The sequence below is a fragment of the Flavivirga rizhaonensis genome, assembly GCF_004791695.1.
Classification (GTDB): domain Bacteria; phylum Bacteroidota; class Bacteroidia; order Flavobacteriales; family Flavobacteriaceae; genus Flavivirga; species Flavivirga rizhaonensis.
Genome location: NZ_SRSO01000008.1, coordinates 65,269 through 88,440, shown reverse-complemented (window position 1 = coordinate 88,440; position 23,172 = coordinate 65,269). Strand labels below are relative to the sequence as shown.

Below are 23,172 nucleotides of genomic sequence, written 5' to 3'. Positions count from 1 at the left end.
TTTTAAAGTTTTTGCAATAAATTGACTGTTCAATAAAACAAGTCTATCGAAATTCAATTCAAAAAAATATAAAAGATTATTTTGAGATTAGCTCAAAAGATCATCAGTTAACAATCGTAAAAAAGCGGCTTTAATATATGTAGTATTTTTTGTGAAAATGTTACAACTTTTATAAAAACATCATGAACTCATCTTGACTTTTTGTTTTTAACCGAAAATGAGTTGAAATTTGCTCAAATTAAGCACTTTTTGAAAGGCATAGTATCACTATGTATAAAAAAATAATGAAATATGAGCGAATTTTAGCCGTTTTTTAGGAAATAGAAAAAGTCAAGATAAGTTCTTATTTACCTAGGAAAAGATAACAATGATAATAGCCATATAAACAGATACTACTAAAATAGTTTCTGCACCTGAAGTAAATCTATATCGACTACTTTTTAAACGTTGTTTAACCCCAAAAAGAGATTGTGAAGTTATATTACTTAAATTCTTTTTTACTAGTTTCTTATAGTTAGAATTTAATATGCCTTCTGGCTTAGCGTGTTGTACAAACTCTTTGGGTTCAGGTAATGGCTCTAAATCTTGTTCAGTTAATAATAATTCCATAATACTTTTATTTAATTGGTTATACAAAGACGACGTCTGAAGCTCAAAATTGTTACATCGTATTACTAATACCCCTCAACTACAAGTATTTATTAAAAACGCTTAAATTACAATCTAGTGAAGCCCTTTAGCACGAAAAGCCACTAATGTACATTAGTGGCTTACATAAAAACTTTTGCTTAAATTATGGAAATCAATATAATAGCCCTTATTGCCATGTAATAAGCAAACCACAAATGAATGTTTTTTATTTATAAATTCATTGCGGTTTTTCCACAAATTTTTATTACATTAATAATACTAGTGAAAACAATCTATATTTTTGAATATTGAATTAAAAAGAAATACCCTCTAACATGAATAAGATAAGCATTAACCTACTTATTATAGAAGATTCTGCTATCATAGCAAATGCTTATAAAAATATACTTAATGAAATTGAAAACGTTACCTTTAATGTCTCTTTCGCTAAGAATTGCGATGAGGCCATACATAAAATTCAACGAATAAAAACACAAACAGTACTTCTAGATCTCCAACTTCCTATTTCAAAAAACGAACGTTTTATTTGCGGGGAAGACTTAGGCCTCTTAATAAGAAAAGAATCTCCTGACACCAAAATATTAGTTTTAACATCGATTACAGATCAGACTAGAATTCAAAACGTTATCAATGAAATTCATCCAGAAGGTTTTATGATTAAATCTGATATTGATGGTATTGATTTAAAAAATGCGATTATATATACTTTAAAAGGTAGAGTATATTATAGTAAAACTATTGAGGGGTATACTCGCAAAACATATGCTAACAGAATAACGATTGATGATTTTGACAGACAGATATTGTATCATTTATCCATGGGAGAAAAAACTAAAGATTTGTCAAATTTTATTCCGTTATCAACTCGAGCTATTGAGGTAAGAAAAACGAAATTAAAAACCTTATTAGATACTAAAAACAAAGAAAACTTCAATTTAGTAAAAGAAGCTAAAAAATTAGGTTTTATCTAAATTCCCCTACCTGTTACGCCAAAAGAAAGGTGTAAGCAAAATAAGTACTGTAAAAAGTTCCAAACGGCCAATAAGCATTAAAAAAGAAGCCCACCATTGTGCCAGAAGAGGTAATGCAGAATAGTTATTTACTGGTCCAAATTCTCCAAGTGCAGGCCCTACGTTTCCTAAACTGGAAGCCGCTAAACCTATTGCCGATTTAAAATCTATTTCAAACATGGAAAACCCTAAGGATCCAATAATAAACGATAGCATATAAAGAATAAAAAATCCTAAAATATTAAATACAATATCCCCAGAAATGGCTCTTTTATTATAACGTACCGGCAAAATAGCATTTGGATGTAGTGTCCGCTTAAATTCTAAAAAACCATTTTTTATCAATATTAAATGACGCACGACCTTTACCCCTCCCGAAGTACTTCCTGCCGATCCTCCTAAAAACATAAGACCAAAAAAGAAAACCATTAAGAATGGCGTCCACATGGTATAATCTGCAGTTACAAAACCTGTAGTAGTAATAATAGCTAATACTTGAAACAAGGAATGTCTAAATGCACTTTCAGCTTCACCCCAAACCATAGGGTGTGCAATAGAAGATACAGATATATCTGCTCTAAAATATATAATTATAGCTGCTATTATTGTAAAAACCCCTACGAATTTGAAGTACAATTTAAACTCTTCATCTTTAATTATTTTCTGAATTTTTCCCTTAAAAGCAAAATAACTTAAAACAAAATTAGTACCGGCCAAAAACATGAATAATATAATAATATATTGAATTACGGGCTCTCCATTCCAATAAGCTACACTAGCATTTTTAGTTGAAAAACCACCTGTAGACAAAGTACACAGCGAATGATTTATAGCATCAAAAAAAGACATGCCCGCCACACTTAACAGCAATGTTTCTGCGGCTGTATATCCAAAATAAATAAGCCATAAACGCTTGGCTGTATCTGTAATTCTAGGGTGTAGTTTATCGGCACTAGGACCTGGTGCTTCTGCTGCGAATAGCTGCATACCACCAATTCCTAATAAAGGCAGTATAGCAATCGCTAAAACAATAATTCCCATACCTCCTATCCAATGCGTTAAACTACGCCAAAATAAAACACCTTTAGGTACAGCTTCAATATCGTTTAAAATAGAAGCTCCTGTAGTAGTAAAACCAGACATAGTTTCAAAAAAAGCGTTTGTAAAGCTTGGAATACTCTGCGTTAACACATAAGGTAAAGTACCTGAAAGGGCCATAATTATCCAACCAAAAGAAACCACAATGTAGCCTTCACGCTTATTCATTTCTTTTTTATGATGTCTTGTAAACACCATTGCTAAAAGACCTGCTATTAATGTAAATATACCCGATAAGAATAATTGAAATGTAACCCCATCTTTGTAAAAAAAGCTAACAAGAGCAGATACCAGCATAAAACCACCATTAAATAGCAGTAGTAATCCTAAGAAATGGAAAATTATTTTATAATTTAACTTCATCTTATAAGCACATCTTAGCGAAATAATTTTTCGACACCTTTTATCGATTTAAGGAGACTACAAACTACCACCCTATCGCCTTCTCGAATTTTAAAATCTCCAAGAGCTATAACGCCTAAACCGTTTCTAATAACTCCTCCAATAATGGCTGACCTTGGAAAATCGACATCCTTGATATACTTATTGCAAATAGCCGAAGTAGGCTTTACTTCAAACTCTAGTAATTCAGCATTCATATTGCTAAGTTTTGTCATAGCAACAACCTCTCCTTTTCTTATATATCTAAATATATTGTTTGCAGCTAATAATTTTTTATTTATTAGTGTTTCAATACCAATGGAATGAGATAATTCAAAATAATCCATGTTTTCAACCAAAGCAACCGTTTTTTTAACGCCCTTGGATTTCGCTACCAAACAAGACATAATGTTCGTTTCAGAATTACCTGCTACAGCTATAAAAGCATCCATTTCACCAATATTCTCTTCATCAAGCAAATCTACATTACGACCATCACTATGAATCACTAAAACATTTGGTAAGTCATCAGCAATTTCAAATGCACGCTCTTTATCTTCTTCAAATAGTTTTACTTTAAATCCTTTGTCACTTAAATCTCTTGCCGATTTATAACCAATTTGACTACCTCCCAAAATCATCACATTCTTTATCTCTCTGTTCGATTTTCCTGTTAGTCTACAAAGTTCTTCACCGCCTCCTTCTGATGTTACAAATACAACATTATCACCTCTTTTAAACTCTGTGCTTCCCCTCGGTATGATTGTATATTGGGTTCCAAATCGTTGAATTGCAATAGGAACAAAATGGATTTCCGGGAAAATTTTTGCAGCTTCTTTAACAGTCTTGCCAACAAATGAAGCCGATCTGGACAATGTTAAACCAACCATAGTAAGGGCACCTCCTTCAAACTCGTAAGTATCATTAAAAGACGATTGTTTTAAAGACACTTTTATTTCTGCAGCAGCTAAAGCTTCAGGAGAAATTAACTCATCAATACCAAACTTAGTAAAACCTACTTCATCTTTGTAAGTTATAAATTCAGTATTAGAGATTCTAGCAATGGTTCGTTTAGCTCCCAATTGCTTTGCTAATACACATACAGTGATATTAGTTGTCTCAATAGCTGTAACAGCAATAAACAGATCACAATTATTTATGCGAGCTTCTTTTAAAATAGAGATTGAAGTAGTATCTCCTCTAATAACTTTGATATCCAAATGGGTATCAGCATAAGCTAAACTCTCTTTGTCTATATCTATTAATGTTATTTCTTGAGACTCGTAAGACAACAATTTTGCCAAATGAAATCCAACTTCACCAGCACCAGCTATGATTATTTTCATTATTCAATTATCATATAAAGTAGAGCAAATATACTATAAAATACATATTGCCACATGAGATATTATAAATATTAATATTTGTTATCTCTTTGGTTATTGCTTTTCTAAAAGCTTATATTCTTCCAAACAATATTTGTCTCTATAATTTTGACTGGGATGCCCTTCATAATTTATTTTGCCTTAAATTATTATATTAAAGTAAAAATAAATTATGTAGGTTTGCCAAAAAATAACAGCATTGTCAAAAATTAAACCCTACAAAAACAGTGATTTAGGCAAAAAAGAACAAGTCACTAAAATGTTTGATACTATCTCTGAAGATTATGACGGCTTAAACCGTGTTATTTCTTTTGGAATAGATATTAAATGGCGAAAAAAAGTAGTGAAAATTGTTAAAGAAAGTACTCCTGAAACTATTTTAGATATTGCTACAGGTACTGGAGATTTAGCCATTAATCTAGCTGAAACTAATGCCTCAAAAATTGTTGGCTTAGATATTAGTAGTGGTATGCTAGAAATTGGTAAAGAAAAAATAAAGAAAAAATCTTTAGAGTCTAAAATAGATATGGTTTTAGGTGATAGTGAAAATATGCCTTTTGAAGATAATTCTTTTGATGCTATTACAGTAGCCTTTGGTGTAAGGAATTTTGAAACCTTGGAAAATGGCTTAAAAGAAATCTTTAGAGTGTTAAAACCTAATGGTACATTCGTAATATTAGAAACATCTATTCCTTCTAAAATGCCATACAAACAAGGTTATAAATTTTACACAAAAAATATTTTACCACTTATTGGAAAGCTATTTTCAAAAGACAGAAGTGCTTATAAATATTTATGTGAATCTGCTTCTGTTTTTCCTTACGGTGAAGCTTTGAACAATATTTTACGTAAAATTGGGTTTATTAATGTTGAGGATTTTCCACAAACTTTTGGTGTGGCAACAATTTATAAATCATCTAAGTAATAAGTATGAAGCGGTTTTTTGTATTAATATCATTTTTATTCATCATACAAGCATCTAATGCACAACTTTTTAGCAAAGAAAAAGTAACATATGATGCAAACCAAGGAAGAGGCTCTACTGATAATCGATTATTACGCTGGGGCTATTTTTTAGGAATCAATAGCTATGATTTTAATTTTGATTATAAAGAAGATTTACGTGATATTTATGTAAAAAAGAGCCCGGGTTTTAGTGTTGGTTTAATTGGGAATTTGCGTATTAATAGTTTTATTGATTTACGTTTTGAACCTGGTTTATTAATTACAACTCGAGAGTTACATTATAGTCAAACACATTTCAACGGTACAAGCTTTAAGAGTTCGGATTTAATTAGAGAGGTTAAATCAACCTATGTGCATTTACCACTTTTAGTAAAAATATCCACCAAACGCGTCAACAATTTTAAACCTTTTATTGTAGGCGGATTTTCAACGGCTTTAAACCTATCTAGCAACGAGAATAACCCTGAAGACAATAGCAATGGACAATTTAGAACCAAAAAAAGCTCCTTGTTTTATGAACTTGGGTTTGGTATAGATTTATATCTATATAACTTTAAGTTTACTCCTTCTATTCGTGGACTTTTTGGTATAGGAGACGAACTTGTTAGAGATAAAGACCCTAATAGCCCTTGGACCAGCAATATTGCCAGTATGAAAACCAGAGGTTTGTTTGTTAATTTTACGTTTCAGTAAGCAGTGTTCGGTATTCAGTGAGCAGTTAACAAACTTGTTTGTCATTTATATGTTTTCTTAATAACTTTGGCTAAGCTTCAATCAACTATAAACACTTAATGAAAATTCCTGATTTTTTTGTACCACTACTATGAAATTGAACAAGGTCCATTTCTAAATATTACTCAAAATAAATTTGAAGAAGCAATAAAAATTCAAAACAATATATCAATCGGTTTTAATAGTAAAAGACCACCTAGTTATATCGAATTACGATTTGCCTTAGAAAAAGATTGAAAAAAGCATTCATAGTCAAAGGAGGTAAACCAAATAGAAATGACCCATTTTATTTTACCTTAGGCGAATGTGAATGGGTAAAATCTTGCTATGAAAACCCTGATGTTGTAAAAATTCCTTTGACAGATATAAAACCAGAGCATATAAGCTTCACATACCCAGATAGCATGGTGTCATTTCAATTTTACGATGAACCTAAACTTGCAAAATATAGAAAAGCATATAACGGGCAAGTATACTTACTAAACGAATTGAAAGATCTATTAGACAAATATGGGCTTCCGACCGAGGAAAAATGGAAATCTCAAGAAAACATGACATATGACAGATATATCGAAGCACAAGTCTGGGACGATTTTATAATTAATACATATCAAGACAAAACTTAATACTTGTATTGGGCAGACTGAACACTAAACACTAAACACTGAACACTGAACACTAAAACCTCCTAAACTCACTCAACAAAATAGCGGTCGCTGTAGCCACATTTAAACTTTCCGTAGCCTGCAAATCACCAAATCTGGGAATAGAGACCTTTTTCCTTATAAGCGCTTCAATGTCTTTCGAAACACCATTAGCTTCATTACCCATTACTAAAATCCCTTTATTTGGCAAATGCATATTATAAACTGTTTCTCCCTCCATAAAAGCACCATAAACCGGTACGTTTATTTCTTTTAAAAAAAGTTCTAAATCTACATAACTAATATTCACTCTGATAATAGACCCCATTGTTGCTTGTATTACTTTAGGGTTAAAACAATCTACCGTTTCTTTACTACAAATCAAATCTTTAATCCCAAACCAATCGCAAAGCCTAATAATGGTTCCTAAGTTTCCTGGATCTCTAACGGCATCTAATGCTAAAACAAGTCCGTTTTGTTCAATTGGTTTTACTTCTGGAATTTTAAAAATGGCCAGTGCTTTATTCGGGGTGGTTAAAAAGCTTATTCGTTTTAATTCTGCCTCAGTAATTAAAATTTCATCTTTGGCATCAATATTGAAAGACTCAGTCGTATATAAGGCATAAAGTATTAATTTAGATTGTAATAGTTCTTTTATTGTTTTAACACCTTCAACAACAAAAAAACCATGTTGTAGTCTATATTTTTTTTGCTTTAAACTCGTTATTAATTTTATATGACTTTTAGAGAGCATGTAATCTACATTAACGTGATATTTTATTTTATAAAGAAATGAAAAATACCGCTGTTCAAGACCAAAAATGTCTAAATATTTTTTTAAGCAAACACTAAAGACCAAAATTTTAGGATGTTGTATTTGACCTTTGAAAAAAAATACAAATAAACACTTGAAAAAATGTACTTTTGAGTCCGTAATAAACAGTATTATATTTCTTTAATTAAAGTCTATTGGTCAAAATTATAATTTGAATTAATTTCATTTGAAAAAACAGCTCTCAAAAATATTAATCTTCATTGTATTAACAGGATACATTTTGTCTTGCGACAGCGTAAAAAGAGTTGCCGAAAATGAATATTTACTAACTAATACAACTGTATATGTAAATGAAAGAAAAGATAATACAGAAACCATAAATAATTTATTATACCAAAAGCCAAATAGAAAAATTGCAGGCATCCCTTTACGCTTACATATTTACAATTTAGCACGTAATAATAGAGATTCTTTATTTGAAGAATGGTTAGATAAAAATCCCAAACGCAGAGCTCGACTAACCAAAAGACTATCAAAAAAACAATTAGACCGATTAAAGAACTCTTCTGTAGGGTTTAATAATTGGTTACGAAAAACTGGCGAAATTCCTATTATTCTTGATGAAGAAAAGACTAAAAAATCTGTAAAACGCCTTCAAGATTATTATATAAACAATGGTTGGTTTAATGTTAAAACAACTTATGATACAAAAAAGAATGAAGACAAACGTGCCAGTATTAAATATCACGTAAAAACTGGCGACCCTTTTATTCTCGATTCTATTTCAGAAAAAATAAAATCTCCCGTGGTAGATTCTTTATACCAAAAAATTAAAAAAAATGCGTTGATTAAACCAAAAGAACAATACAAAACCACCAATTTTGAACAAGAGCGTGATAGAATTTCTAATGAATTACGTAATTCTGGTGTATTTCATTTTGATCAGGATTATATCACTTTTGAAATAGACACAGTAGGCACCAATAAAAAAGTGAATGTCGGAATTCAAATTCAAGATAGAGCCATTAGAAATCAAGACTCTATAAGACGTGAGCCCTTTAAGATTTTCAAAATTAGAGAGGTTAATATTATTACAGATTATACATTTGAAAATAGAGGGAAACCATTCCAGGATTCAATAAATTACGATGGTTATAAACTTTATAGTTATAACAAAATGCGTTATAGACCAGAAGCACTCACGGATGCTGTATTCATAAACCCTGGTTCGGTTTTTAAAGATCTAGACAGAACACGAACCTATAGACATCTAAATGAATTACGTTCCTTTAAATATCCAAATATTGAATACATAGAAAACCCTGACAATACACTTACAGATACTATTAGATTAACACCTTTAAAAAAGTTTAGTTTAGGATTTAATGGCGATGTGTCCCAGAGTAATATTCAAACATTCGGGTTTTCATTAAACCCTAGCCTTTTAATTAGAAATATTTTTAGAGGTGCAGAAACACTTGAAATTTCTGCAATTGGATCTATTGGTGCTTCAAAAGACAAAAATAATTTAGACGATCCCTTTTTCGACATCAATGAAATTGGTATTGATTTTAAACTAACTATTCCCAGATTATTTTCACCATTTAATACAGAGAAAATAATCCCTAAATATATGTCTCCATCTACACGTATGAGTTTATCTGCAACTAGCCAGACTAATATTGGATTAGACAAACAAACCTTTAGCGGTACATTTAATTATAATTGGTATCCAAATAAAAAAGTAAGTAACAGATTAGATTTATTTAATGCACAATACGTTAAAAACCTTAATGTTAATAACTATTTTGGAATCTATCAAAGCTCCTATAACTCTTTGAATCAAATTGCAAAAGATGTTAATTATATAGATTCAAATAGTGATTTAAGTATTCCTAATAATCAAACAGATGCGTTTATAGCTTACGCTTTAAATCCAATAACCCCTAACGAAATTTCTAATAGCCAATTAGCAATAATAAATAGCATTGACGAACGCAAAAATAGATTAACAGAAGACAACTTAATTCTTTCTTCCAGTTTTAGTTTTATTAATGACGAACGTACTAACTTATTTGATGATGACTTTTCTATCTTTCGTTTCAAGCTAGAGTCTGCTGGTAATTTATTAACAAGTGCATCAAGATTATTGGGTTTAAAGAGAAATAGTAATGATCGTTATGAAATTTTTAATGTTGCATATTCTCAATATATTAAAACTGAATTCGATTATACTAAGCATTGGGACTTAGGAAAAAAGAATGTATTGGCCATGAGAAGCTTTTTAGGTATTGCCATCCCTTACGGAAATTCTACCAGTATACCGTTTTCAAAAAGTTTCTTTGCAGGTGGGCCCAACGACAATCGTGCTTGGACAGCTTATAGTTTAGGTCCTGGTAGTTCAGAAACTATTAATGAGTTTAATGAAGCCAATTTAAAAATAGCCCTAAATGTAGAGCAGCGCTTTAATATTTTCGAAGATTTAAATGGAGCCATCTTTATTGATACAGGAAATATCTGGAATGTATTAGATAATGTAGAAGACGATAGTGCTACATTTACAGACTTTGATTCGCTGAAAGATATTGCCATTGGCTCTGGTTTTGGACTACGCTATGATTTTAGCTTTTTTGTATTTCGTTTCGATATAGGCTTTAAAACCTACGATCCTTTTTACAGAGAGAAAAACAGATGGTTTAATGATTATAACTTCTCAAATGCTGTTTATAATATAGGTATTAACTATCCTTTTTAGTTTTAATTTTAATTATATATACTATAACGTTTTAGTCATTTTTTAGTGTTTTCGCTCTACTAAATCATGTCTATTTATTCAAAAAATGATTACTTTTGGCATCAATTAATAACTAATCAAATTATTTAAAATGGGACACAATATTAAACCAGGAGTTGCTACAGGTCATGAAGTACAAGCAATTTTTAAACTTGCAAAAGAAAAAGGGTTTGCTTTACCAGCTGTTAATGTAATAGGTTCAGACACAATTAATGGTGTATTAGAGACTGCTGCAGCTTTAAATGCTCCCGTAATTATACAATTTTCTAATGGCGGTGCTCAATTTAACGCAGGTAAAGGCTTAAGTAACGACGGTCAAAAATCTGCTATTGCCGGTGCCATTGCAGGTGCAAAACATGTACACACTATGGCTGAAGCTTATGGTGTTCCCGTAATCTTACATACAGATCACTGTGCTAAAAAACTATTACCTTGGATTGATGGTTTATTAGATGCTAGTGAAAAACATTACGCAGAAACTGGAAAATCGCTTTTTAGTTCTCATATGATTGATCTTTCTGAAGAACCAATCGAAGAGAATATTGAAATATGTAAAACCTATTTAGAGCGCATGAGCAAAATGGGGATGACATTAGAAATAGAGCTTGGAATTACAGGCGGTGAAGAAGATGGTGTAGATAACACTGATGTAGATGATTCAAAATTATACACACAACCAGAAGAAGTAGCTTATGCTTACGAAGAATTAAGTAAAGTAAGTGATCAATTCACTATTGCTGCTGCCTTTGGTAATGTTCATGGTGTTTACAAACCAGGAAATGTAAAATTAACTCCAAAAATCTTAAAAAATTCTCAAGAATATATTAGTAAAAAATATGGTGTTGGAGAAAATCATATCGATTTTGTTTTCCATGGTGGTTCTGGTTCTACAGTTGAAGAAATTCGCGAAGGTATCAGCTACGGTGTTATAAAAATGAATATCGATACCGATTTACAGTATGCTTTCATGAGTGGTATTCGTGATTATATGGGTGATAAAGCAGCATACTTAAAAGCCCAAATAGGAAATCCTGATGGAGATGATGTTCCAAATAAAAAGTACTACGACCCACGTGTATGGTTACGCGCAGGAGAAGTTACTTTTGTTGAACGTCTAAAAAAGGCTTTCGAAGATTTAAACAATGTAAACACCTTATAATTATAGGTAAATTTACTACAACAATATGTATTAAAGACTCTGTATAAAACAGGGTCTTTTTCATTTACACACCTATTAAACAACGCATTACAGGTATTGAATTAAAAAAACATTAGGGTATTACCTCAAAATTAAAAAAAGGCTTAATTTTGTAATCTGGCTTTTGGTAGTCGCTTCTTAATAAAATTAGAAAGACTTTAATAAACGCTTCATATATGAAATATTAATGATTTCATATTTAATAAAACTAAAAGGACAAATAATCCTTAACACGAATAACGTTTGCTAAGATTAAAAATCTAAAATCGTAAATCACTATGTCTTGGTTTAAAAGAAAAACAAAAGGAATCACAACAACAACCGAGGAGAAAAAAGATACTCCTAAAGGGCTTTGGTATAAATCTCCTACCGGTAAAGTTGTTGATGCAGAAGAATTGGAAAAAAACTTCTATGTAAGCCCAGAAGATGGCTACCATGTACGCATAGGGAGTAAAGAATATTTCGAAATATTATTCGACGATAATAAATTTAAAGAGTTAGATGCTAATTTAGAATCTAAAGACCCACTTAAATTCGTTGATACAAAAAAATATCCAGAACGTTTAAAAGCTGCTCAAGATAAAACCAATTTAAAAGATGCTGTTCGCACGGGTGTTGGAAAATCTAAAGGAAAAGATTTAGTCGTTGCCTGTATGGATTTTGCTTTTATTGGTGGTTCTATGGGAAGCGTTGTAGGTGAAAAAATTGCACGTGCCGCAGATTATGCATTAAAGAAAAAAATCCCTTTAATGGTGATATCTAAATCTGGAGGAGCACGAATGATGGAAGCCGCTTTATCTTTAATGCAATTAGCTAAAACGTCTGTAAAACTAGCACAATTAGCCGATGCTCAAATTCCGTATATTTCTTTATGTACAGATCCAACTACAGGAGGCACTACAGCTTCGTTTGCTATGCTAGGCGATATTAACATCAGTGAACCTGGTGCTTTAATTGGGTTTGCAGGACCTCGAATTGTAAGAGATACTACAGGAAAAGAATTACCAGAAGGTTTTCAAACAGCTGAATTTTTATTAGAACACGGTTTCTTAGATTTTATCACAGTAAGAAAAGAGCTGAAAAACCAGGTTAATAAATACCTCGATTTAATAACAAATCAGCCTTTAAGAGCATAGAAGAAAAGAAGGGAGAAAAATACCCCTATTTTGTTATAATACAAAAAAAGCCTTATCAGAATTATTTCGATAAGGCTTTTTTAATTTCGTGAGTCCTGTATAACATCCTATGTTTACTTTAAATAACGTCAGTTTCTATGTTAAATACGATTAATACTTATCCAACCATCCAAAGTGCTTATCAATTAGCACCTGTTTATTTGTGTTAATATGTTCTATAAGTTTTTTGGAGATGTTTGACATATTTTTTGAACTCAGCCAAACCAAATTCCAATTAGTAACAATTGGAAGCCCTTTTACTGGGATAATCTGTAATTCCCCCATACTAATAGCATTCTTTATACCAATTAAGGGCATAATGGAGTATCCCAAACCAGAAATAACAGCTTGTTTTAATGCTTCATTCGAGGTTAATTCCATTTTTTTATACGTAGATATTTTTCTAGAATCTATAAAGTTTTCCATTGCCAATCGAGTGGCAGACCCTTGTTCTCTATATATCAGCGGTAATTTTTGAAACTCAGTTTTAGATAAATATTTCCCCTTATGCTTATAATTCTTTCCTCCTACCATAAACAATTCATTTTTCATAAGCTCAATTCTATCTATTTTAAGTTTTTTAGGAATCGTTGAAATCATAGCAAAATCAACTTCATTATTCTCCAAAGCCCTAACAACATTAGCTTTATTAGTAACATCCATGATCAAATCCACGCCCCTATTTTCATTAATAAAATCTGATATAAAATAAGGCATCACATATTTGGCAGTAGACACAATGGCTATTTTTAATTTGCCCGCTAACTCCCCTTGAAATGATAATGCCTTGTAATCTATAGCCTTTACCTCTTCCATTATTTTTTTTACAGCTTGTGCAACTTCAACTCCAAACTCAGTAATATATATTTTTCTTCCAACAACCTCAAAAAGAGGAATTTTAAACTGTTCTTGAAACTTTTTTAACTGAATTGAAACAGCTGGCTGGGTAAGATAAAGTGCTTCAGAAGCCTTTGTAACACTCTGCAATTCATATGTTTTAAGAAAAACCTCTAATTGATGCAATGTATAATTCATAAATAAATATTATATATTTTATAATAAATATAAATAAAAATATATGAATAAAATAATTAAACTTTGCACTAAATATAAAAACCATGAAAGAAAAACTATTAAACAGCTTTAAAAGATTACATCAAAAATCAGCAACTATTAATGACGTTATCATTGCATTAATTTATGCAACCGTCGTTTCTCTGTCCATAATAAATAACAATTTATTTTTAGAAGAGATATTGTTATGCGGTTTGATTATTGGAATGACGCTACTAAGTGCAAAAAACAAAAATATTAACAAATAACAATTACAATAAAATCTTTTATGGATTTACATTTACTTATAGACAACCTTACTAATCCTGCATTACTTTTCTTTTTTCTAGGTATTATTGCGGTCCAATTAAAGAGCGATCTCAAAATACCGGAAAATTCGTCGAAGTTCATATCTCTCTATTTATTACTAGCGATAGGTTTTAAAGGAGGGCAAGAACTATCTCATAGCGATTTTAGCATGGAAATTATTTGGTCTTTATTATTTGGCATTTTTTTGGCAGTTGCCGTTCCAGTTTACACATATTTTATCCTTAGAAAAAAATTTAGCATTGAAAATGCTGGTGCGATAGCTGCATCATACGGATCGGTTAGCGCAGTAACTTTCGTGACCGCTATATCTTTCTTAGAAATAGAGCACATCCCCTTCAGCGGTCACATGGTTGCTGTCATGGCCCTAATGGAAGCCCCTTCTATTATGGTAGGCCTTTTTTTAATTATGATTTTTAAAGGTAATAAAAGAAAATCCGATATCCCTTTAAAAACAACGCTACGTCATGCCTTATTTAACGGTAGTGTCTTACTCATAGTTGGAAGTTTAATGGTTGGTTTTTTAGCCAGTGATGTTCAAGCACAAGGTATCAAGCCATTTACCACAGATATTTTCAAAGGATTTCTGGCTGTTTTTTTACTAGATATGGGAATAACTAGCGGAAAAAAACTTTCAGAATTCATAAAAAAAGGAAAGTTTGCCTTACTATTCGCCATCGTTATACCAATTATAAATGGCTTACTAGTTGCCATTATAAGCGGCGCATTTATTTCTGATATCGGTAACAGATTATTATTTGCAATTCTCGCGGCTAGTGCCTCATATATTGCGGTACCAGCAGCGATGAAAATAGCAGCACCTAAAGCGAGCCCCAGCCTATATATACCTATGGCATTAGCGATCACATTCCCTTTCAACATAACCTTGGGAATGCCTTTTTACTTATATATAATTCAAAATTTTAATTAAAAATAAATTTAAAACTACATTATGGAAACATCATTAAAAACTCCAATCGATTCAAAATTAGAACAGAAAATTAAACTTATTGATGGCAACTTCACACCATCAGAAGCAGCAGATATAATAAACAACATTCTAGACGTGAAAATTAACTTTCACAAAATACAAAGGTTATCTCGAACAGAAGGAAATGTAAATGACGCATGCGAATATGATAGCAGTAGAATAGTTGAACTTATTGATTCAAAGCATGATACTAAATCATTTTTAACCGATGCCAGATTAAATGGTAAAAAGTTGGAAATAGAAAGCACCGTAACAATAAAAGTAAAAGAATGAGTTAGTTAATAGTTAGTTTTTTTGAGTTAGTTAGTTAGTTAGTTAGTTAGAAAGCCCATCAACTTGTTATTTGATGGGCTTTTTAGTTTTATTTTCCTTTTCTTAATTTTAGGAAATCAAATAGTATATACCAGTTAAAAACATATTTGTTACTTAATCTTTTTCTTTACAATAGAAAATCTTGTAAATCATTTAAAATTACTATATTTGCCGATCGAAAGAGAAACTTTCGTTTACATAACAATTATTTACAATAATATTAGCATGTACTTAGATCAAAAAGAAAAAGAAGCCATCTTTAAAAAACACGGTAAAGGTGCAAAAGACACAGGTTCTGCAGAAGGGCAAATTGCATTGTTTACTTACAGAATTAATCACTTAACAGAACACTTAAAAAATAATCGTAAAGATTTTAACACAGAGCGTTCATTAGTAAAACTAGTAGGAAAGCGTCGTGCTTTACTAGATTACTTAACTAAGAAGGATATCTTAAGATATCGTGCGATAGTAAAAGAATTAGGATTAAGAAAATAATTAAAAGAGGCTTATCAGCCTCTTTTTTGTTTTTATGCCACTATTAAGATAAAATTGGCAAATAATATAACTCAAACGTAAGAGTATAAATTACGCATTTTATGATTAAGCAGATCCTGAAAGAATTCAGGATATATAGTTTTTCATTGGTCCACAACACTACAACAACACAACGACCATTGTTTAATTAGAATTAAAAAAATTTATGATTCCAAAAGTTTTTAAAGAGGTCATAGACCTAGGTGAGGGTAGAGAAATTTCTATCGAAACTGGAAAATTAGCAAAACAAGCGCATGGTAGCGTTGTGGTGCAATCCGGAAAATGTATGCTTTTGTGTACAGTTGTTTCCAACTACAAACAAGCAGATGTAGATTTCTTACCGTTAACAGTTGATTATAGAGAAAAATTTGCTGCGGCTGGACGTTATCCAGGAGGTTTCTTTAAAAGAGAAGCAAGACCAAGTGATGGAGAAGTATTAACAATGCGTCTTGTAGACCGTGTTTTACGTCCGTTATTCCCAAAAGATTATCACAGTGAAACACAAGTGATGATTCAGTTAATGTCTCATGACGATGAAGTTATGCCTGATGCTATGGCAGGATTAGCTGCTTCGGCTGCAATCATGTTATCTGACTTTCCTTTTGAGTGTGCTATTTCTGAGGCTAGAGTTGGTCGTGTAAACGGTGAATTTATCATCAACCCAACTAGAGCTCAATTAGAAGAATCTGACATCGATATGATGATTGGTGCTTCTGCGGACTCAGTAATGATGGTTGAAGGTGAGATGGATGAAATTTCTGAAGAAGAAATGACTGAAGCTATCAAGTTTGCTCATGAAGCTATTAAAATACAGTGTGCTGCCCAGTTAAAATTAGCTGAAGCGTTTGGTAAAAAAGAAACTCGTGAGTACGAACCAGAACGTGAAGATGCAGATTTAGCTCAAAAAATTCACGATATGGCATACGATAAAGTATATGCCGTAGCAAAAGCAGGATCTTCTAAACATGAAAGAGGTGCTGCCTTTGCAGAAATTAAAGAAGAAATAAAAGCAACCTTCTCTGAAGAAGAATTAGAAGATATTGGAGGTTTAGTCTCTAAATATTATAGTAAAGCAGAAAAAGCAGCTGTTCGTGATTTAACATTAAACGAAGGTTTACGTTTAGATGGTCGTAAGACTGATGAAATTAGACCAATTTGGTGCGAGGTAGATTATTTACCATCAACACATGGTTCAGCCATCTTTACACGTGGAGAAACTCAAGCGCTGGCTACAGTTACTTTAGGAACTTCCAGAGAAGCCAACCAAATAGATATGCCATCTTTTGAAGGTGAAGAGCGTTTCTATTTACACTATAACTTCCCTCCTTTCTCAACGGGTGAAGCAAGACCTATTCGTGGAACATCACGTAGAGAGGTTGGACATGGTAACTTAGCACAACGTGCTTTAAAAGGTATGGTTCCTGAAGATTGTCCTTACACGGTTCGTGTGGTGTCTGAAGTATTAGAAAGTAACGGCTCGTCTTCTATGGCAACCGTTTGTTCTGGAACTATGGCACTTATGGATGCAGGTGTACAATTAAAGAAACCTGTTTCCGGTATTGCTATGGGGTTAATTTCTGATGCAGATTCTGGAAAGTATGCCGTTTTATCTGACATCTTAGGGGATGAAGATCACTTAGGAGATATGGATTTTAAAGTTACAGGTACTGCAGATGGTATTACAGCTTGCCAAATGGATATTAAAGTAAAAGGATTATCTTATGAGATTCTTGTAAACGCACTAAAACAAGCACGTGATGGACGTTTGCATATCCTAGAAAAGTTAACAGATACCATTTCGGCACCTAATGATGATGTGAAATCTCATGCTCCTAAAATGGTAACTCGTACAATTCCAAATGAATTTATCGGCGCTTTAATTGGACCTGGTGGAAAAGTAATTCAAGAATTGCAAAAAGAAACCAATACAACTATCGTTATAAACGAAGATCCTGTAACAGAAGAGGGTATTGTTGAAATCCTTGGAACTGGGCAAGAAGGTATTGATGCTGTATTAGCAAAAATAGATTCTTTAATGTTTAAACCGGAAGTTGGTAGTGTTTACGAAGTAAAAGTTATTAAAATGCTTGATTTTGGTGCTGTTGTAGAATATATGGATGCACCAGGAAATGAAGTATTATTACACGTAAGTGAATTAGCTTGGGAACGTACAGAAAATGTATCTGATGTTGTAAACATGGGAGATGTTTTTGATGTGAAATACTTTGGAATTGATTCCAGAACACGTAAAGAAAAAGTATCTCGTAAAGCTATTTTACCAAAACCAGAAGGTTATGTAGCAAGACCACCAAGAGAAAATAATGGTCGAGATAACAGACGTGATAATAGAGGTAGAGATAATCGCGGACGTGATAATCGTCGTGACGACAGAAAACCTAGAGAAGATAAGAAAGAAGATTAATATCTTTTAAATCTATAAATTCAAACCCTCTTAATGTAAATTTGAGAGGGTTTTTTTATTATATTTAAGCCTACTATTTTTTAATATATAAAATGTCCTTATTACCTAAAAAAACACTAAGCTCAATAGCCTTTTTATTATTGATAAACTTTCTTTTTGTACGATGTCAAAATACTAACAGTGACACTCCAAACAAAACAACTAATCTGGGTGAAACACCTTGGAAATACCATAAAGTTGATAGTTTAAATATCAAAAATTTCACATCAGACCTCAATATTGATCTAAAAAAAGAAGACGAAGAGGGCTATAAGGTTCATTTCAATTTAAAAGAAGAAATGAGTGAATCTAATTTAAAAGTGAGTTTTACGAATAATAAAATAGTTCAAATATTTTACTTATTAGAAGGACAAAAAACAGACGGAAGCTGGGAGGTTATTAGTGATCACTTAATTAATAGTAAAATTGCAACCCCTAAGTCATTTGCAACGGTAGATGAGACTGGCGATACAGTTGGTTTAATCAACAAGCAAAAAGGTGTTTACTTCAATACCAAAATCGGTAATAATTTTCAAGCTATCCGAATTAGTCATTTAGTAACAAAAAACCGTTGGGCCAATAAAATTATTATTGAAGAACCTCAAATTGAGCTATTAAAAACAACATCCACAACCAAAAATTTTGCTACTGCAGACTTTGATGACTCCAATTGGCAATCAGTAGGTATTCCACATTGTTTTAACGATAATGACACTTATCTCAATTCTACCGATTCGTATATGTGGAGAGGAGAAGTATGGTATCGCAAACATCTTTTTTTATCAGAAGCACAAAAAGATAAAAATTTCATACTTGAATTTCAAGGCGTAAATGTAGGAGCCGCAATTTATGTAAATGGTCAGTTTATAAAAGGCAATACAGCTGTTAAGCAAACAGATGAAGTGACTCATGTAGGCGGGTTTCTTCCCTTTGCCTTAAATATTACGTCAAAATTAGTATTTGGAGCTGAAAATATCATTGCTGTAAGAGTTTCAAATGAAACAGATGGTTTCTTTACCAATCCGGGATTTGGTATTTACGAAGGCTTTGGTATGGGTTGGGGCGGTATTGTAAGCCCTGTATTTCTTCATGAAGTTAACCCTGTCCATATTCCCGTTAATGCTAGTGCTCCAGGCCATAATTGGGGTAATTATATAGCAACGACTAACGTATCAAGTGAGTCTGCAGACATCAGAATTATAACCAATGTCGAAAATAATAGTTCTATAAATGAGTCTATTACCCTGGTAACAGAACTTTATAATTCCAAAAATGAATTAGTAAAAGAAGACAGTGCAGAAAAAGACATATTGGCTAATAACACGGCAGTATTTGATTTCAAACAAACTATTACCAACCCTACTTTATGGTTTCCTAATAATAGTCCGCATGGCACCCCCTATTTATATACTTTACAGACTAAAATATATAAAGGAAAAAACCTTATTGATAAACGTGAAGACAAAGTTGGTATTCGTACCATAACCTGGGATGAAAATTATTGCTATGTAAATAATAAAAAACATTTTATGCAAGGCTTCGGGCATCGCAATATTTATCCAGCTCTGGGCTCTGCCATTCCTGATGAATTACAATGGAAAGACATACAGTTAATTGCAGCTAGTGGAGGAAATACATTACGTGTAGGACATGTACCTGCTACAAAAACAATGGTGGATGCTTGTGATGTTTATGGAATCATGATTTTCCAAAATAGTGGCGATAATGAATGGGTATTGAAAGGTGAACCTGCTAAAACTTATAAAGCAGAATACGATCAAGAGATGATAACAGCTTTTAGAAATCATCCTTCAATTGCTGTGTGGGAGTCTAATAATGGATTACCTAAAAAAGGGGACGTATATCATGCATACAATACTTATAAAATAGCTCAAAAATTAGATTCGTTAAATTCTCGAATTATACATAACCGTGATGGGTATCCTTCCAATTGGCCAGATTCGCTTAGAGTTATGGTAGGCTACACAAACAGATATAGAAAAATAGAAGGGTCACCTACTTTAAATACAGAAGTGTATGGCGCCAATTGGGGTGGTATAAGCTGGAATATAGCACGACATGATTTTGAAAATGAAGTCACATTCACTGATTATTTTGTAAACAATTATTTAAGAGATAAAAATGATCGTGCATGTGGTTGGATAGATTGGATGCTTGCAGAAACTCAAGGGGAAGGCTATACAACCTATCTTAATGGTATGAGCAAACAAAAATCATTAGGATCGTCTGCCATGGATGGCAACCGCATTCCTAAATTAAAATACAATGTATATAAAAAAGCACTTTGGATACCTTTTGAGACTCAACCGGGAGTCGCACTACAAACCAGTTGGAATTTATCCGGAATTCAAACCGTTAGTGCATGGAGCAATTGTAATGAAGTAGAATTATTTTTAAATGGACAAAGCTTGGATAAACGTCATCCCGAAAAAGATTCAAAAAAATGTACATGGGAAAATATTAAATGGGCAGCTGGTACTTTAAAAGCAGTAGGGTTAGACGCTAATGGTAAAGAGGTTTGTTCTGATATACGAACCACAGCAGGTAAACCACATCGTATAGAACTTATTGTAGAACCAAACTTAACCAAACCCAACGGAGGCACTTTTACTATAAAAGCAAATGGTACCGATACTGCAATTATTACAGCACGTATTCTTGACCAAAACGAAAATCTGTGTGTTAATTCAACTAATAATATTCAATTTAGTGTAGAGGGCTCAGCAACTTATAGAGGATCTTATAATTTTTATGTAACCCCAGAAAAATTGCTACATTATCATACGCCTGGTGATTTAGAATTACAAGCAGAGGGCGGTTTAATTCGAGTAGCAATTAAATCTAATTTCGAAGCAGATACTATTAAAGTTAAGGCGCAATCTGAAGGACTTAAAGGAACTGAAGTTATCTATGAAATTCATCCTATAAATGATTAGTAACTAAAACACGAATTAACCTTAAAGCTCACCTATTTCACTTTCGAAATAATAACTTTTAGAAGACAAGAAAGTAGAATTAATTTCTCAAGCTATTACTAAAATCCCTCAATCGATTATAATCGGTTGGGGCTATTTTAATAGGTATCTAAAGACTTTTTCTTATTAACAAGATTTTAAGATTCACCCTGTATTAAATAATAATTCCATTCAATTTATTAAATAAATATTAAAAAGAATCTGAAATCATTTTTACTACGTAAAAAGAGTAATGCCATAATCAAAAATAAAAATTTATGAAAACCAAAAAGATAGCTTCTGAACTATTAAGAACATTGAAAAATTATATTTTATCTCTTAAAAAATCAGACATTTGGGGTATTTTGGTTTTAACATGCACTTTTTTACTTATGATTGATGCCGTGTATTTAGGCTTTGTCTTAAAGGAAGATTACATCCAGTTCAATGCAGGACGTATGCGTTCTGCATTAGGGTTTTCATTTATGATAGTCTCAGCTTTACTATTTTTATTTAAAGGCAGTTTCTTCTTCTATAGCTTATATCATTATTTTAAATATAAGCATATTACATCCGTATCCAACGACCAATTACCAACATGTACTGTAATTGTACCAGCCTATAACGAGGGTAAACAAGTTTGGGATACTTTAATGAGCTTAACAGAGAGCGATTATCCTGAAGAAAAATTACAATTACTGGCAATTGATGATGGGAGTTTAGACGATACCTGGGAATGGATGTTAGAGGCCAAAAAACAGTTAGGTGACCGGTTGGAAATTTATCAACAACCAAAAAACAAGGGAAAACGCCATGCTCTTTATAGAGGCTTTAATCAAGGAACAGGGGACATTTTTGTAACCGTAGACAGCGATTCTATTGTAAAACCAGATACGCTAAGGAATTTAGTTAGCCCATTTATTACCAATAAAAAATGTGGAGCAGTCGCTGGTAATATTCGTGTATTGAATAAAGAAACATCTCTATTGCCTAAAATGTTAGATGTAAGTTTTGTTTTGAGTTTTGAGTTTGTACGCTCAGCAGAAAGTAGTTTAAACTCTGTATTGTGTACTCCTGGGGCTTTGGCTGCTTATAGAAGTGAAGCCGTTTTTGCCTGCCTTCCTGAATGGATTAACCAAACTTTTATGGGGCAACCTTCAGATATTGGTGAAGATAGAGCCATGACAAACATGATCTTGAAACAAGGCTACAGTGTACTATTCCAAAGAAATGCTTATGCATTTACCAACGTACCAGAAAAATATCGTGGCTTATACAAAATGTTTATTAGATGGGGAAGAAGTAATGTTCGTGAGAATATAGAAATGTATAAATACGTATTTAAAAATTTTAGGGAAGGCTCTAAAATTGGTACACGCTTTCTATTTTTAAGCCAATCATTAAAAATAATAATGGCTTATCCTTTCTTAATATTCATGTTATTTTTCGTGATTACACACCCCATATTATTTTTAAGCTCAACATTTCTAAGCATACTGGTATTATCTACATTTCCAGTAATATTTTATGCGAATAGATATAAAATAAAAGAGTCTTTTTGGGCATACACATACAGTATTTTATACACATTTGGTTTGTTTTGGATTACACCTTATGCCATTGTAACTGCTAACAAAAGAGGTTGGTTAACACGTGGTTTATCAGAAAAAAATAATTAAAAATCTAGGTTTCGATTTGATAATTAGTTAT

The 23,172-nt window shown here is 32.1% G+C and carries 19 protein-coding genes; 14 read left to right on the top strand and 5 right to left on the bottom strand.

Translation table 11 applies throughout. From position 1 onward, the window contains the following. Positions 1-351: 351 nt before the first annotated feature. Positions 352-609, bottom strand: coding sequence for a hypothetical protein (locus EM932_RS07605; RefSeq protein ID WP_135876585.1), 258 nt, complete (start codon positions 607-609; stop codon positions 352-354). Between the two features lie 356 nt (positions 610-965). Between EM932_RS07605 and EM932_RS07600 the strand changes: the two genes are divergently transcribed. Further along, positions 966-1,622 carry a response regulator gene (locus EM932_RS07600; RefSeq protein WP_135876584.1) on the top strand — a complete coding sequence of 219 codons (657 nt, stop codon included), beginning with the start codon at positions 966-968 and terminating at the stop codon, positions 1,620-1,622. A gap of 6 nt (positions 1,623-1,628) precedes the next feature. Here EM932_RS07600 and EM932_RS07595 read toward each other — a convergent pair whose 3' ends face one another. Then, on the bottom strand, positions 1,629-3,122 hold the full coding sequence (locus tag EM932_RS07595; protein ID WP_135876583.1) for a TrkH family potassium uptake protein: 1,494 nt from the start codon (positions 3,120-3,122) through the stop codon (positions 1,629-1,631). A gap of 14 nt (positions 3,123-3,136) precedes the next feature. After that, positions 3,137-4,486, bottom strand: a complete 1,350-nt coding sequence (gene trkA, locus EM932_RS07590) for a Trk system potassium transporter TrkA (protein ID WP_135876582.1) — start codon at positions 4,484-4,486, stop codon at positions 3,137-3,139. A 238-nt stretch (positions 4,487-4,724) separates the two neighbouring features. On the opposite strand from trkA, the gene ubiE reads away from it, so the two are divergent. The 3 genes from ubiE to EM932_RS07575 all read left to right on the top strand — a co-directional run bounded on the left by ubiE (position 4,725) and on the right by EM932_RS07575 (position 6,849). Continuing rightward, a complete protein-coding gene (gene ubiE / locus EM932_RS07585) occupies positions 4,725-5,450 on the top strand; it encodes a bifunctional demethylmenaquinone methyltransferase/2-methoxy-6-polyprenyl-1,4-benzoquinol methylase UbiE (RefSeq protein ID WP_135876581.1) in 726 nt (241 codons plus the stop codon). 5 nt (positions 5,451-5,455) lie between these two features. After that, a complete protein-coding gene (gene porT, locus EM932_RS07580) occupies positions 5,456-6,184 on the top strand; it encodes a type IX secretion/gliding motility protein PorT/SprT (protein WP_135876580.1) in 729 nt (242 codons plus the stop codon). 272 nt (positions 6,185-6,456) lie between these two features. Then, on the top strand, positions 6,457-6,849 hold the full coding sequence (locus EM932_RS07575) for a hypothetical protein (protein ID WP_135876579.1): 393 nt from the start codon (positions 6,457-6,459) through the stop codon (positions 6,847-6,849). 52 nt (positions 6,850-6,901) lie between these two features. Here the strand turns inward: EM932_RS07575 and EM932_RS07570 are convergent, their stop codons facing one another. Next, positions 6,902-7,621, bottom strand: a complete 720-nt coding sequence (locus tag EM932_RS07570) for a TrmH family RNA methyltransferase (RefSeq protein WP_135876578.1) — start codon at positions 7,619-7,621, stop codon at positions 6,902-6,904. Positions 7,622-7,868: 247 nt separating this feature from the next. On the opposite strand from EM932_RS07570, the gene tamL reads away from it, so the two are divergent. The 3 genes from tamL to accD all read left to right on the top strand — a co-directional run bounded on the left by tamL (position 7,869) and on the right by accD (position 12,770). Next, positions 7,869-10,397 carry a translocation and assembly module lipoprotein TamL gene (gene tamL, locus EM932_RS07565; protein ID WP_135876577.1) on the top strand — a complete coding sequence of 843 codons (2,529 nt, stop codon included), beginning with the start codon at positions 7,869-7,871 and terminating at the stop codon, positions 10,395-10,397. Positions 10,398-10,527: 130 nt separating this feature from the next. Next, positions 10,528-11,595, top strand: coding sequence for a class II fructose-bisphosphate aldolase (gene fbaA / locus EM932_RS07560; protein WP_135876576.1), 1,068 nt, complete (start codon positions 10,528-10,530; stop codon positions 11,593-11,595). A gap of 317 nt (positions 11,596-11,912) precedes the next feature. After that, a complete protein-coding gene (accD, locus tag EM932_RS07555; RefSeq protein ID WP_135876575.1) occupies positions 11,913-12,770 on the top strand; it encodes an acetyl-CoA carboxylase, carboxyltransferase subunit beta in 858 nt (285 codons plus the stop codon). A 150-nt stretch (positions 12,771-12,920) separates the two neighbouring features. Here accD and EM932_RS07550 read toward each other — a convergent pair whose 3' ends face one another. Next, positions 12,921-13,844, bottom strand: a complete 924-nt coding sequence (locus EM932_RS07550; RefSeq protein WP_135876574.1) for a LysR family transcriptional regulator — start codon at positions 13,842-13,844, stop codon at positions 12,921-12,923. 83 nt (positions 13,845-13,927) lie between these two features. On the opposite strand from EM932_RS07550, the gene EM932_RS07545 reads away from it, so the two are divergent. The 7 genes from EM932_RS07545 to EM932_RS07515 all read left to right on the top strand — a co-directional run bounded on the left by EM932_RS07545 (position 13,928) and on the right by EM932_RS07515 (position 23,141). Next, positions 13,928-14,131, top strand: a complete 204-nt coding sequence (locus tag EM932_RS07545; RefSeq protein WP_135876573.1) for a hypothetical protein — start codon at positions 13,928-13,930, stop codon at positions 14,129-14,131. 20 nt (positions 14,132-14,151) lie between these two features. Then, positions 14,152-15,120, top strand: coding sequence for a sodium-dependent bicarbonate transport family permease (locus tag EM932_RS07540; RefSeq protein WP_135876572.1), 969 nt, complete (start codon positions 14,152-14,154; stop codon positions 15,118-15,120). A 21-nt stretch (positions 15,121-15,141) separates the two neighbouring features. Further along, entirely contained in the window at positions 15,142-15,453 is a 312-nt protein-coding gene (locus EM932_RS07535) for a hypothetical protein (protein WP_135876571.1), read from the top strand. A gap of 264 nt (positions 15,454-15,717) precedes the next feature. Next, positions 15,718-15,987 carry a 30S ribosomal protein S15 gene (gene rpsO, locus EM932_RS07530; protein WP_135876689.1) on the top strand — a complete coding sequence of 90 codons (270 nt, stop codon included), beginning with the start codon at positions 15,718-15,720 and terminating at the stop codon, positions 15,985-15,987. Positions 15,988-16,192: 205 nt separating this feature from the next. Beyond that, the gene (locus EM932_RS07525) at positions 16,193-18,448 is read left to right on the top strand and encodes a polyribonucleotide nucleotidyltransferase (RefSeq protein ID WP_135876570.1); all 2,256 of its coding nucleotides are present in this window, start codon (positions 16,193-16,195) and stop codon (positions 18,446-18,448) included. A gap of 92 nt (positions 18,449-18,540) precedes the next feature. Next, positions 18,541-21,444, top strand: a complete 2,904-nt coding sequence (locus EM932_RS07520; protein ID WP_135876569.1) for a glycoside hydrolase family 2 protein — start codon at positions 18,541-18,543, stop codon at positions 21,442-21,444. A 296-nt stretch (positions 21,445-21,740) separates the two neighbouring features. Continuing rightward, a complete protein-coding gene (locus EM932_RS07515) occupies positions 21,741-23,141 on the top strand; it encodes a glycosyltransferase (protein WP_135876568.1) in 1,401 nt (466 codons plus the stop codon). The last annotated feature ends 31 nt before the right edge of the window (positions 23,142-23,172 follow it).

Excerpts from the sequence above, each read along its gene's own strand:
- EM932_RS07605 (WP_135876585.1), bottom strand. The coding sequence starts at position 609 with ATGGAATTATTATTAACTGAACAAGATTTAGAGCCATTACCTGAACCC.
- EM932_RS07600 (WP_135876584.1), top strand. The coding sequence starts at position 966 with ATGAATAAGATAAGCATTAACCTACTTATTATAGAAGATTCTGCTATC.
- EM932_RS07595 (WP_135876583.1), bottom strand. The coding sequence starts at position 3,122 with ATGAAGTTAAATTATAAAATAATTTTCCATTTCTTAGGATTACTACTG.
- trkA (WP_135876582.1), bottom strand. The coding sequence starts at position 4,486 with ATGAAAATAATCATAGCTGGTGCTGGTGAAGTTGGATTTCATTTGGCA.
- porT (WP_135876580.1), top strand. The coding sequence starts at position 5,456 with ATGAAGCGGTTTTTTGTATTAATATCATTTTTATTCATCATACAAGCA.
- EM932_RS07570 (WP_135876578.1), bottom strand. The coding sequence starts at position 7,621 with ATGCTCTCTAAAAGTCATATAAAATTAATAACGAGTTTAAAGCAAAAA.
- fbaA (WP_135876576.1), top strand. The coding sequence starts at position 10,528 with ATGGGACACAATATTAAACCAGGAGTTGCTACAGGTCATGAAGTACAA.
- accD (WP_135876575.1), top strand. The coding sequence starts at position 11,913 with ATGTCTTGGTTTAAAAGAAAAACAAAAGGAATCACAACAACAACCGAG.
- EM932_RS07550 (WP_135876574.1), bottom strand. The coding sequence starts at position 13,844 with ATGAATTATACATTGCATCAATTAGAGGTTTTTCTTAAAACATATGAA.
- EM932_RS07545 (WP_135876573.1), top strand. The coding sequence starts at position 13,928 with ATGAAAGAAAAACTATTAAACAGCTTTAAAAGATTACATCAAAAATCA.
- EM932_RS07540 (WP_135876572.1), top strand. The coding sequence starts at position 14,152 with ATGGATTTACATTTACTTATAGACAACCTTACTAATCCTGCATTACTT.
- EM932_RS07535 (WP_135876571.1), top strand. The coding sequence starts at position 15,142 with ATGGAAACATCATTAAAAACTCCAATCGATTCAAAATTAGAACAGAAA.
- rpsO (WP_135876689.1), top strand. The coding sequence starts at position 15,718 with ATGTACTTAGATCAAAAAGAAAAAGAAGCCATCTTTAAAAAACACGGT.
- EM932_RS07525 (WP_135876570.1), top strand. The coding sequence starts at position 16,193 with ATGATTCCAAAAGTTTTTAAAGAGGTCATAGACCTAGGTGAGGGTAGA.
- EM932_RS07520 (WP_135876569.1), top strand. The coding sequence starts at position 18,541 with ATGTCCTTATTACCTAAAAAAACACTAAGCTCAATAGCCTTTTTATTA.
- EM932_RS07515 (WP_135876568.1), top strand. The coding sequence starts at position 21,741 with ATGAAAACCAAAAAGATAGCTTCTGAACTATTAAGAACATTGAAAAAT.